The organism is Paenibacillus sp. UNC217MF (assembly GCF_000686865.1).
Classification (GTDB): domain Bacteria; phylum Bacillota; class Bacilli; order Paenibacillales; family Paenibacillaceae; genus Paenibacillus_B; species Paenibacillus_B suaedae.
In genome coordinates this window covers 220,288-232,098 of sequence record NZ_KK366028.1, presented here as the reverse complement: position 1 = coordinate 232,098, position 11,811 = coordinate 220,288, and the positions used below count along the sequence as shown (strand labels likewise).

At 47.6% G+C, this 11,811-nt stretch carries 10 protein-coding genes; 5 read left to right on the top strand and 5 right to left on the bottom strand.

Annotated features, from left to right (window positions below; genetic code table 11):
- Window positions 1-12: 12 nt before the first annotated feature.
- Together sigJ and BP95_RS0122685 are read right to left on the bottom strand one after the other, a co-directional pair.
- A complete protein-coding gene (gene sigJ, locus BP95_RS0122690; RefSeq protein WP_028533319.1) occupies window positions 13-912 on the bottom strand; it encodes an RNA polymerase sigma factor SigJ in 900 nt (299 codons plus the stop codon).
- Between the two features lie 100 nt (window positions 913-1,012).
- Window positions 1,013-1,462 (bottom strand): carboxymuconolactone decarboxylase family protein, encoded by a 450-nt coding sequence (locus BP95_RS0122685; protein WP_028533318.1) that lies wholly within the window; start codon window positions 1,460-1,462, stop codon window positions 1,013-1,015.
- Between the two features lie 511 nt (window positions 1,463-1,973).
- Here BP95_RS0122685 and yedE point away from each other — a divergent pair.
- Complete coding sequence (gene yedE, locus BP95_RS0122680; RefSeq protein WP_028533317.1) at window positions 1,974-3,176, top strand: selenium metabolism membrane protein YedE/FdhT; 1,203 nt, start codon at window positions 1,974-1,976, stop codon at window positions 3,174-3,176.
- Window positions 3,173-3,400 (top strand): sulfurtransferase-like selenium metabolism protein YedF, encoded by a 228-nt coding sequence (yedF, locus tag BP95_RS0122675; protein ID WP_021257372.1) that lies wholly within the window; start codon window positions 3,173-3,175, stop codon window positions 3,398-3,400. Before yedE ends, yedF begins: the two co-directional genes overlap by 4 nt.
- 688 nt (window positions 3,401-4,088) lie before the next feature.
- Here yedF and BP95_RS0122665 read toward each other — a convergent pair.
- Window positions 4,089-5,873 carry a helix-turn-helix transcriptional regulator gene (locus tag BP95_RS0122665; RefSeq protein WP_028533316.1) on the bottom strand — a complete coding sequence of 595 codons (1,785 nt, stop codon included), beginning with the start codon at window positions 5,871-5,873 and terminating at the stop codon, window positions 4,089-4,091.
- 202 nt (window positions 5,874-6,075) lie between these two features.
- Here BP95_RS0122665 and BP95_RS0122660 point away from each other — a divergent pair, with 202 nt between their 5' ends.
- The 3 genes from BP95_RS0122660 to BP95_RS0122650 all read left to right on the top strand — a co-directional run bounded on the left by BP95_RS0122660 (window position 6,076) and on the right by BP95_RS0122650 (window position 8,735).
- Window positions 6,076-6,987, top strand: a complete 912-nt coding sequence (locus BP95_RS0122660) for an ABC transporter ATP-binding protein (protein WP_021257375.1) — start codon at window positions 6,076-6,078, stop codon at window positions 6,985-6,987.
- Complete coding sequence (locus tag BP95_RS0122655; protein WP_021257376.1) at window positions 6,984-7,919, top strand: ABC transporter permease; 936 nt, start codon at window positions 6,984-6,986, stop codon at window positions 7,917-7,919. Before BP95_RS0122660 ends, BP95_RS0122655 begins: the two co-directional genes overlap by 4 nt.
- A gap of 108 nt (window positions 7,920-8,027) precedes the next feature.
- A complete protein-coding gene (locus BP95_RS0122650) occupies window positions 8,028-8,735 on the top strand; it encodes a DUF4097 family beta strand repeat-containing protein (RefSeq protein WP_051614172.1) in 708 nt (235 codons plus the stop codon).
- A 114-nt stretch (window positions 8,736-8,849) separates the two neighbouring features.
- Here BP95_RS0122650 and BP95_RS0122645 read toward each other — a convergent pair whose 3' ends face one another.
- Together BP95_RS0122645 and BP95_RS0122635 are read right to left on the bottom strand one after the other, a co-directional pair.
- Window positions 8,850-10,229 carry a sugar porter family MFS transporter gene (locus BP95_RS0122645; protein ID WP_021257378.1) on the bottom strand — a complete coding sequence of 460 codons (1,380 nt, stop codon included), beginning with the start codon at window positions 10,227-10,229 and terminating at the stop codon, window positions 8,850-8,852.
- Between the two features lie 211 nt (window positions 10,230-10,440).
- Window positions 10,441-11,811: an AraC family transcriptional regulator gene (locus BP95_RS0122635; protein WP_028533313.1), complete on the bottom strand. Its 1,371-nt coding sequence runs from the start codon at window positions 11,809-11,811 to the stop codon at window positions 10,441-10,443.

The following is an 11,811-nucleotide window of genomic DNA, read 5'->3' as shown; positions in this document are numbered from 1 at the left end:
TCCTGCTCCTATCTACAACGATATATGATCCAACTTATCCGGGTTCAAAATAATATAAACATTGCTTATGCGATCTTGCTCAGCCGTTAACTCACAGCAGCATACCGCCTTCACAACTCCTTGATCACAATACACCATGTTCATTTCACCGTTCACGCTAGTGAAAGATACTTGCCAGCTGAAACGCATTGCCCTGAACGCCTTCGGAGAGGTGAGCAGCGTCACTACTCGGCTTCTACCCACAATAGGACGCTTAGCAGAACGTGGATGAGATCCACCATCCATAATAAGCTCGGTATCCTCGGATAGCAAGGCCAGCAGCGCCTCTACATCATAGTGCTGAAAGGCCGAAACGAACTTCGTGACAAGCGCGTTTCTTGCATCCGCATCTTCCACGGAAGGATATGGCTTACGAGCATGTTCCTTAGCACGGCTCATTATTTTACGGCAATTCGGAGCAGACTTGCCAACGATGTCCGAAATTTCTTCGTACTCGTATTCGAACACTTCCCTTAACAAAAATACAGCCCGTTCGGTAGGCGTTAACCGCTCAAGCATAACTAGATAGGCATACGACAACGAATCTGCCCGCTCAGCCGCTTGATCAGGCTGATCCGCTGACTCAATAAGAGGTTCTGGCAGCCACTCGCCTATATAGTTTTCCCTTGTTCGACGGGGGGATTGAAGTACATTGATGCAGCGATTCGTCATCCACTTGGCTATATAAGCTTTCATATGCCGAACCTCACTCAAGTCCCTGCCTACCATATCCGCGAATAAATCCTGCACGGCATCTTCCGCATCATATACGACGCCAAGCATCCGATATGCAATCGAAAAGGCTAATTTTCGATAGTCGCGGTATAGTTCATCAATTGTATTGTCGACATGCCCGCTTTCCGAATGAAGCATCACCGTTCCCGTCCCCTCCTTTTTCACCCATTTTATCATTCTCAGCATGTGTGAATCCATTTACTAACAAAGAAAAGAAGAGGGCATTCGCCCCCCTCCTTCATTGATCGAAACAGTCCGGATGCATTCCCATTGAAATCGCAATTCGATTCCAACTGTTAATTGTTGCAATTGCCATGACCAGATCAACATATTCTTTCTCGCTAAAATGCTCCCGCACTCTCTCGTATACCGAATCGGGCACGCCTGCATTCGCAACGGTCGTCACGTATTCTGTCAATTCAAGAACGGCCTTCTCCTTATCCGTGAACAACGATGTCTCACGCCAGACACTCATCAGCCTAATACGTCGATCATGATCTCCCATTTTCAATAAATCACTCGTATGTTTGTCAATACAATAAGAGCACCCGTTGATTTGGGAGGCCCGAATTTTAATAAGCTCATGAAGGACCTTATCTTCCATACTACTGCTTGCATATTTGTCCATCGCCAACATCGCCTGAAATGCCGGAGTGTTCTCTTTTCGATAATTAAAACGCAATTTCATTCCATTCACCTCATCTTGGATTTGGTTACATAAGCTAAGACAGATAAGGTGCTCATTTTGTGACACGTCATAATCAATTTCTTCAATTTCCATATGAGGTAAAAAAGTATCATCCCGAATTCCCCCCGCTAGTAAGCAGTTTGTAGTAAAATGGAGAATGGTTTTATTTGCATCTCATCTCGTGATCGGATGTGAATTGCCGCACACAAACAAATCATAGTTCGATCGTGTTCAAAAATTCGGTTTTCAACACCGAGAAGGTTATAAGAACTCGAAGCATATGCTTCCGAAGCGAGTTTTACTTCGCAAAACTTGTAAAGAGCAACGGAGTGTAGGCAGGACTACATGAGTAGCTACAATGTTTCCGTCAGGAAACATACATCGAAAGCATACGCTTTTCAAGAGTGAATATAAGATTCGATGTCGAGTTACTATCTTTATAACTTCGTGATCAAAATTGGATTTTTGAACTCCCTCTTACTAAGATTGGATTGAAGGGGTAAGGGAAAAGATGAAAGATTCGTTACGCAAGCTGTTCACCAACTACTGGAGCCCTTACGTTGCCATCGGCATCGCAGGCGTACTCAGCGCGCTGTACTTCGGCATTACCAACACGGTATGGGCCGTCACCGGCGAGTTTACGCGTTTTGGAGGACATATCCTGGAGCTGTTCGGGGTCGATATTTCCGATTGGGCTTACTTCAAATTGATACAAATGAAGGGTTCGACATTCGAGCGCACGGACGGCTGGATCGTCTGGGGCATGTTCATCGGCGCGCTCATCATGATTCTGTTCAGCAACAACTTCAAGATCCGCATGCCGAAGCAGAAGCGCCGCTTAGTACAGGGCCTGATCGGCGGCATTATCGCAGGTGCGGGCGCACGGCTCGCGCTTGGCTGCAACTTGGCTGCCTTCTTCACAGGAGTGCCGCAATTCTCGTTCCATGCTTGGATCTTCATGGTGGCAACGGCTATCGGTACCTATGTAGGGGTGAAAATTGTTAGCACCAAGTGGTGGAAAGGCAAGCCGATCCTGCAAAAAGGGAATGCCGCGCCTACGATTCAACAAACAAGAAAAGTTCAGCCTTATATCGGCGGGCTTGTTGCACTGGCTTATACAGGACTTATCGTGTACTTCTTCCTAGCAGGCAAGACGATGCTCGGCGTAGCCGCCATCTTCGGAGCTGCCTTCGGCATCTTGATCGAAAGAGGACAGATCTGCTTCACCTCCGCTTTCCGCGATCTGTGGATTAGCGGACGCGCAACAATGACCAAGGCGATTATCGGCGGGATGGCAATCAGCTCTGTCCTAACGCTCATCGTTATTCTCGTGAATGGCGTCGATCCGATTACGAAAATGGCAGCACCAAGCACATTCGTCGGCGGCATCCTGTTCGGCATTGGCATCGTGCTTGCAGGCGGCTGCGAGACAGGGATGATGTACCGCCTTATGGAAGGACAAGTGATCTTCCTGCCTGTATTCATCGGCAACATTATTGGCGCTACTGCACTTGCGTACGCTTGGGATCATCTTGGCGTATTCGACCTGCTCGTGAAGAGTGGCGCGAAAATTAATCTTATTTCTGTAATGGGCCCAGCTTGGGCGTTAATTGTCACACTTGTATTGCTTGCAATCGGTTATGCTGTAGCTAGCTACTGGCAAAAAAATTACCGCTTCGGCGTTGGATTCAAAAAAGGAGATGCAAAATCATGACGATTGATTTCACATTGGATCTTAGAGGAGAACCTTGCCCATATCCCGTTATCTACACGTTAGAGACATTGCAAGATATGGAGAAAGGACAAGTGTTGCAAGTGATTGCTGACTGTCCAGCCGCCTTCAAGAACGTACCGGAAGAAGTGGTGAAGCACGGCTATACACTGGTGCAAGAGCCTGTGAAGAATGGACAAGAGCTTATTTTCCATATTCAAAAATAATGCAGTAATAATAAGGAGCTGTCCTGCAAGTAGCTCGTCTACTCGCTGGGGCAGCTCCCTATAATTTTTTAACTCATTAGAGGATCCAACGGAACCTCAGGCTCTTAAACTAGCAACGGTTTCCGTAAAGCGGTGTCATCCCCCCATTAGCAGCTTCGGCAGCGCGACAAAGTTCCTACTTTTATAGCTTTTCAAACTCCACTCCATATTTCCCGAAAATATCTTCATATTTCTTTTCGAATATGATCCATCTATTTTCTGACCCATATTTTACTTGTAGTCCCCTCAAATAATGTTTAGCTGCTAAGATATCATTAGATTGCAATAATAGATGAAATATCTCTTCGCTCAAATGTAGCGATGACTTGGAAATATATTGATCAGCAATTGATCTAGGACTTGTCATTGTTTCAAAGAAATCTATGACCTCCCCTAAAAATTGCAGAAGTTCTTTCTTGAACTGATCCATTTTCGTATCAAGGGTTATTGAAAATCTATCTGGAGCAGCTGTAGAGATCTCTTCTATTCTGGATCTGTAACGGCACTCGTCTTCGTAAAGCCGTGACTTGAAAGAAACGGTTTTACATCTTTTTTCATCATTTCATTAAAAAGCTCCTGCAAAATGAATCCCTCCTAAGAAATCGCTGTTTCCACCAGTTCAATTCTAACTTCAAATTCTCACATACCGTTAAGTCAGACACTCAACCATTGCCTTCTCTACCGCTTCTTCACGGCCGCTTACTTGCAGCTTCAGATAAATGGATGAGATATAATTGCGTATCGTTCCTTCCGACAGATGCAGCCTCTGCGCAATTCCCTTGTTGCGCAGCCCTTCCGTCAAGCACCGGAGAACATCGATTTCCCGTTCGGTCAGCTCGTATGGATTCAGTGCCTTACCCCCAGTCTGGTATTGGAACAATTGATGAGCCACATCCTGCGATATCATTGTTCCCCCACCATATATGAGCCGAATCGTTGCGGCTAATTCCTTGGGGTGTATCGATTTCAACAGGTAGCCCTCCGCTCCAATACGCAGCGCCTCAGACGCTAGAGAGACATCCTCTATGGTCGTAATCATGATGATCCGAATGTCAGGCCACGTCTCCTTCAATGACTTTGTAGCCGCGATCCCATCCATTTCCGGCATGTTGATGTCCATTAATACAATGTCGGGACGATCCTTCTCGCATTGCTCGATCGCTTGCTTGCCGTCTCCAGCAACCGCTACTTCAAAATCCTGTTCTTCTCCTAACAACAATCTCAGACTCTCACGGATCAAAGGTTGATCGTCCGCCAATAAAATTTTGATTTTCTGTCCACCTTCATGAGATGGATTCGGGAGCGTACACGTTACCATCGTGCCCGCATCCGCTTGCGAATGGATATAGAGCTTGCCTTGCAATGGGGCCAGTCGCTCCTTCATGCCTGTCAGACCGAAACCATATTGGAGATGATCATCGCCCTTGCCGTTATCCTGCACCTGTAGCATCACCTGCGCCTGATCATATTGGAGCAGAACTTGAATCGTACTGGCCTGCCCATGCCGGCTGGCGTTGGTTAGCGCCTCCTGTAGACAGCGATACAAGGCAAGCTTGGCCTGCTTCATCACAGGGTACGGCTCGCCCATCGTACGGAATATAACTCGAGTCCCAGTGTTCGTCTTGAATTCATCCATTATCTGAAGCAGCGATCGATCCAGAGGCAGCGCCTCCTCGATTGGATCCATCTGATGAACCTGACGGCGAATGTCGTCCAGACCCGATCGTGCCAGCTTGAGCATGCCCTGCAGCTTGGCCTCTCCCTCACTCGAGTGAATATGGGACTTCAATGTCTCCATCCCCAGAATCATGGAAGTGAAGGTATGACCGATCGTATCATGCAGTTCGCGAGCCATACGGTAACGTTCCTCCAATAGTGTCATTCTTTCAATTTGCGAGGAATACTGCTCCAAAATCGTATACTGCTCTTTGATCAGCGCAAGCTTCTGCTTGATGGCATTGATCGCTTGGGCTCCTTTTTGTAGCGCATAGCTTGCCACGTAGAAGATAAGCGCATCGAATAAGCTTTGCCATATGACAGGGTGTGACAACGACGCGTTGACGGAATTCCCTGCGCTCAACGCGAACAGCGTCGCTGCGACGGGCAGCGAGCACCAGTGGAACCGGCTCTTACTATAGAACGCGATCGTAAAGAGAGCCGGTGGGAATAGTCTTGTTAAGCCAAGATCGTAAGCAAGAAATAAAGATACTCCGCCAGCAAACAAGCACTCTGCGATCAAATATCGATAGTAACGACCTTTTACCAATAAAAAGGGAACAAGATTGCACAGCAAAAGAGGAACAAACACCAGCCAAAAAGGAAAGGCAGGCTGATCCTGATACATCAATATGATAACGGCGACGACCCAGAGGCTGCGAATGGCGAGCATAGTCCAGTCCTGCCATGACCACCGATTTTTGATAAGAAAATTCATATGTACAACTCCGTTCAACCTTATTGAAATGAGTGACAAACTGCCTGAACAAGCTCGGCTTCCCTTGTCATACAAGGTTATTACCCCTTGTCACTCGGCTTTATGACAACCGTTCTGTTAGGGTGAGGTTGGCTGAGATGGATCCGCTAGATTACGGAAAATTATATCTCATTCCAATTGCTAATAAAAGGAGTGGTAGGCATTGTCGCTGCTGCAAATTCGTGATCTCACGAAAAAAATAGGAAACAAGACGATTGTCGATCAAGTGACGCTGAATATGGAAAAAGGAGAAATCTTAGGGCTTCTCGGTCCGAACGGCGCAGGGAAAACGACGACGATTCGAATGATCGTCGGTCTCATGTCCAAATCAGGAGGCCAAGTGCTGATTGACGGTATGGACGCTCATGCACACTTTGAACAAGCCATGAAGCATGTAGGCGTAATCGTGGAACATCCGGATTTGTACAACTATTTATCCGGCTATGACAATTTGGTTCACTTCTCCCGTATGACGCCCGGCGTGACAGAAGCAAGAATCCGCGAAGTCATTGCACTCGTCGGATTGGAGCACAGCATCAACGATAAAGTAGCCACCTACTCTTTGGGTATGCGGCAGCGCCTAGGTCTTGCTGTCGTGCTCGTCCACAAGCCTTCCCTACTTGTGCTCGATGAACCGACGAACGGACTCGATCCAGCTGGTATCCGCGAGCTAAGAGGCCATTTGAAGCATTTGGCGCAAAAAGAAGGCGTGGGCATTATGATCTCCAGCCACCTTATGTCCGAAATGGAGATGATGTGCGACCGCGTTGTGATCTTACAAAAAGGGAAGCTGGTAGGCATTCAAAAGATATCGGATATGGTAGATGACGAACGAACGCAGGTCAGATTTGAAATCGACCGACCGGATTTAGCGGTACAGATCCTGCAATCGATCATGTCCGGCGATGAAATCACGACCGATCAACGGCACATACAAGTTCGTATCGCCAAGACGCGTATCCCGGAGATTAGCCGCAAGCTCATGGCATCCGGAATTAATGTGTACGGCGTGCACACGGTCAAGAAGACGCTGGAAGACAAGTTCATGGAGATAACGGGAGGGGAAGAACATTGATTCCATTCATTCGCAATGAAAACATGAAGATTTATAAACGGAGACGTACGTGGGTAATGATTGCTATCGTTCTGCTGTACGTGCTCCTACAAATTGTGAATTTAAAAACTTCTGGAAGTGCTGCTGCAAACGATAACTGGAGAGCGCAGCTCGAACAAGAGAACGTGCAATTCCGCAAGGAAGCTGCCAAGCCGAACGCGCTGAAAATTGAAATCAAGCAGGCCGAGCAACATATCGTGCTGAATCAATATTATTTGGAACATGACATTCCGCCTAGCCCTAATGCATGGAGCTTTGCAGTGAGCATGGTACGAAATATCATATTTGCGGCGTCGCTCATTTCCGTCATTATCGCCGGTGAGATCGTGGCTGTCGAATTTGTATCTGGTACGATCAGGCTGCTGCTGACCCGTTCGGCCAGCCGAACCAAGATTTATTTGTCCAAGTACATCGCCGCCATCCTGTTCGGACTACTGTTATCCGCAGCCGGCATACTCGTTTCCCTCCTCCTTGGAGGCTTTATATTCGGCTTCGATGGATTAGTGGACAGCTATTTCTATGTCAAAGATCAAACCGTAGGAGAAGTTCCGATGCTGCAGGCTTTATTGGCGCAATATGTGCTCAATATTCCCTTCTTGCTGATCGCAATTACGCTTGCTTTCATGATTTCCGCCGCTTTTCGAAGCACGACCTTCTCTGTCGTGATTTCCCTGCTCGTATCGCTAACCGGATTTATTATCGCGATCGCGATGGACGGCTGGGCCTGGACGAAATACTTCATCTTCTCCCACACTGACCTTACGCCGTTCGTATATGGGAACCCTTCTGTAGATGGGGTGACGTTAGGCTTCTCCCTCGTGTTGATCGGGCTCCATCTCGCGATCATGCATTTAATCTCGTACCCCTTGTTCGTTAAGCGCGATGTGGTCTGAAATGTGAATTTCGAGAATAACCACATCATCCGATGCGGGGTTAACTCCACTTCATGATGACAAATCAATATGTTTGGAACATTTCCTATACGGAAAAGGAGGGTAACTATGAACAAAATAAAGATAATACGAAGCATTGTCCTGCTAGCGTTATTGTTAGTAATTACAGCCTGCGGAGCGAAAGAAGAAACCTCGACAAAGAAACTGGAATTGCCAGCAAGCGGTCTGGCTAAGCTTATCATTGACCACCGAAATGGGGAAATCCAGATCTCCGGGAGCACCGATTCGGATAAGATCGAAGTCGTAGCTTTAGCTATAGCCAACGGAATCAGCATGGACAAATTGGAGCTTGCGCTGGAAGCGCGCAACGAGAATGCTTACTTGGATGCGAGATTCGGGGGCCAATTCCTTGCTATGGGATCGGGAGCAGTGAACTTAGACATCAAAGTACCGAAGCAGCTTCAACTAGACATTACGGCTCATCGGGACGGCAGTATCCACATCTCAGATGTATCGTCCAGCGCCAAGATTGACAATATCAACGGTGAGATTCAAGTATCAAACCTATCCGGCTCGCTTGAAATCGACAATCGGGACGGTGACATCACGGTTCGCAACATCGGTTCGGATATATCCATAAATAATATCAATGGGCATATTGCGGTCGATCAAATAGATGGCTCAGCGGATATACATGTCGGAGACGGCAGCCTAGATATTAACTACGTGGGAAAAGATGCGTCGATTACACAGTCCGGAAACGGAGAAGTAAAAATTGGCGAGGTAAAAGGAAACGTAATCCGAAATAAGAAGTAGCAAAAGATAGACTAACGCGTCTCTTTTATACATGGACAAATAACAAATAAACCACCCTGTTGACCGCCTTAGCGGAAAACAGAGTGGTTCTATAAGATGCAACAATCTCTACGATTAAGCCTTGGACTGCGTCCACATGTTCTCGATCTCCTCCAGCGATTTCCCCTTTGTCTCGGGGACGACACGCCAACTAAAGAGGACGGTGAACACCGCCAGTATGCCGAATATCCAGAAGGTAATGGCTGGCCCTGCGGAACTAAGCAGCGGCGGGAACGACTGGGACACGATATAATCTGCTACCCACAGCATCATGGATGCAATCGCCGTAGCCTTGCCACGAATATGGTTCGGGAAGATTTCAGACATCACGACCCAGACTACTGGACCAAGCGATATCGCAAAGGCAGCAACGTACACCAGAATACAGATAAGCACCAGCATTCCAGAGGTATGACCTGTATGGAACGCAAACCCGATCACAAGCAAGCATATCGCCATCAGGGATGATCCGACGATCAATAATGCCTTACGGCCGACCTTGTCGATCAACCACAATGCCAGAATCGTGAACACGAAGTTGATGAAACCGACGAGAATCGTTTGAATCAATGCACCATTCGTTCCAGCACCTGCTTGCTTGAAGATTTCCGGTGCATAATACATAACTGCGTTAATACCTGTTACCTGCTGAAGCACGGCCAGCACGACACCAACAATGAGTGCCAAACGAAGACCTGGCTTGAATAGATCCGAGAGCGAACCCTTTTCATGCTTGAACGTTTCCTTAATGTCCAATACTTCTTTGCGTGCCAGCTCATCGCCGTGGATTTTGCATAGGATTGGCAGAGACTCGGCTGCCCGCCCCTGGGTAATCAACCATCTTGGACTCTCTGGTACGAAGAACAGGAGAACCAAGAACAGTACGCCCGGAATAACTCCTACACCGAACATCCAGCGCCATGCATTCTCCACGCCCCAAGCGTGATCACCTGCGCCAGCGATGCCCAAGTTAACAAAATAGACGAGGAAAATACCTGTTACAACCGCTAGCTGATTCAAAGCAACGAGTCGGCCTCGATACTTCGCAGGCGCGATCTCCGCATTATAGAGCGGGCAGAGTGTAGATGTAATACCAATTCCGAGACCACCAACAATGCGAGCACTGATATAACCCGAGAATGTTGCTGGAATTGCAGAACCTGCTGTACCAACAATGAACAGCAGTGCAGCTGCGATAAGCACCTTTTTTCGGCCGAACTTGTCAGCCAGTATGCCTGTGCTTGCCGCCCCGACGATACATCCTACAATTAAGCTGGATACTGCCCAGCCGACTTGAAATTCGGACAGACCGAACTTCTCTTTCATGAAACCGATTGCACCAGAGACAACAGCAGTGTCAAATCCAAACAGCAAGCCTCCGAGTGCGGCTACAATCGATACGAGCGTAACATACTTCATATTTATTTGATTGTGTTCGCCTTGTTGCGTACTCATAATTTTATACCCCTTTGAGTAAAATCAATGAAGACTGGAGCTTCATTATAACATTCAGCTTGTCCGATCATGACGATGAAACCCTTCACTTCTTTGCGGATCATCAGCATAATATCGTTCCCTGCTCGCACGGATTCCAAACATTGGCCACAAACTAGCACATTCTTGTCTTGGAGGACAAAAAAGTCCATGCCGACATATGGGCATGGACTTAGTTCTCCGTACTTCGATATTCGGTTGGCGTTACGCCCGTTACCTTCTTGAACACACGGCTGAAGTAGTTCGGATCTTTGTAGCCGACCATATAGCACACTTCCTTCAGGCTGAATTGCCCATCCAAGATGAGTGCCTTCGCTTTATCAATCCGCAGCCGCGTGACATAATCAATGAACGTTTCTCCTGTCTGCTGCTTGAATACTTTGCTGAAATAATGCGGATTCAAGTGGACATGGTCCGCTACTTCCTCCAAAGACAATTCTTCCTGATATCGCTCTACGATGTATGCAGCAGCACGATCGACTACATTCCATGTCTGCTGTTCACGTTCCTCCCGGATACGCTTAATTGCATGCTCTACATACGCTCCCTCAGCAGATGTTCCTCGTTCAACCCGATCATCAGGCAGCCAAGAAGCATTACTTGCAGGCAGTTGCAGTTCCTCGAATCGGCATAGACTCCCCCACGAACTTGGATACGTCGAGGCAAACACTGCTTCATAATAGGAACGCCGTATTCCTTCAACGTGCCGCTGAAGCGTCCCAACTCCGACCGTAACTTCAAGACCGCATTGTCTGCGCAAAGCTGCGATAAGCTCTGATCCGATGCCCTGCACTTCCTCTTGCATAGAACCAGCCTCTGCCGTTCCCTTGCCCAAAATAAAAACAGCCATATGTTCATGCACAATCGGACTGACGATCCAGCTGTGTCTCTCCTTTACCTGCTCCTTCAATATACTCTTCGATACGTCGACCGCGAGCTGCTTCTCGTCTTCGTATGATTGGCCCGCAGCAGACTTCATTCCATTCATCGCAACCACTAGCGCATACCCTCGATCGAGCGACAGCTCCAAAATATCAGCAAGCTGCAAGGCGTCTGCCTTATGAACTTGATCCGCCATTAAGGCAAGGGCAAGCTCCGTCTCAGCCATGGGAAGCAGTTGATAAAATTTATCCCGAATGGCAAGTTGCTCGTCACGCTTCCTGCACTCATCCCGAATCTCGTCAACTAGACGCTGTAGTACAGCTACAATTTGATCTCGCTTTGCGGGCTTCACCAAGTATTCCTTCACTCCAAGAGAAAGTGCCTGCTGCGCGTAATCGAAATATTCATACGCAGTAACGAGCACCATTTTGACGAGTGGATGGCGTTCCTTAATCTCCTTCAGGGCATCCAATCCCTGTATGCCTGGCATTCGGACATCCATCATGACGATATGAGGGCGATGCTCGTCAGCCTTCTGAATTGCTGTACGACCATTGTCTGCATGAATAACTTCGAAGGTATCCGGCATCATTTTCGTAATAATCCACTCCAAGCCCTCCCGCTCTAATGCCTCATCATCAGCAATTAGCAATCGATACAT

Coding starts and splice junctions, on each gene's coding strand:
- sigJ (WP_028533319.1), bottom strand. CDS start 912: ATGCTTCATTCGGAAAGCGGGCATGTCGACAATACAATTGATGAACTA.
- BP95_RS0122685 (WP_028533318.1), bottom strand. CDS start 1,462: ATGAAATTGCGTTTTAATTATCGAAAAGAGAACACTCCGGCATTTCAG.
- yedE (WP_028533317.1), top strand. CDS start 1,974: ATGAAAGATTCGTTACGCAAGCTGTTCACCAACTACTGGAGCCCTTAC.
- yedF (WP_021257372.1), top strand. CDS start 3,173: ATGACGATTGATTTCACATTGGATCTTAGAGGAGAACCTTGCCCATAT.
- BP95_RS0122665 (WP_028533316.1), bottom strand. CDS start 5,873: ATGAATTTTCTTATCAAAAATCGGTGGTCATGGCAGGACTGGACTATG.
- BP95_RS0122650 (WP_051614172.1), top strand. CDS start 8,028: ATGAACAAAATAAAGATAATACGAAGCATTGTCCTGCTAGCGTTATTG.
- BP95_RS0122645 (WP_021257378.1), bottom strand. CDS start 10,229: ATGAGTACGCAACAAGGCGAACACAATCAAATAAATATGAAGTATGTT.
- BP95_RS0122635 (WP_028533313.1), bottom strand. CDS start 11,811: ATGTATCGATTGCTAATTGCTGATGATGAGGCATTAGAGCGGGAGGGC.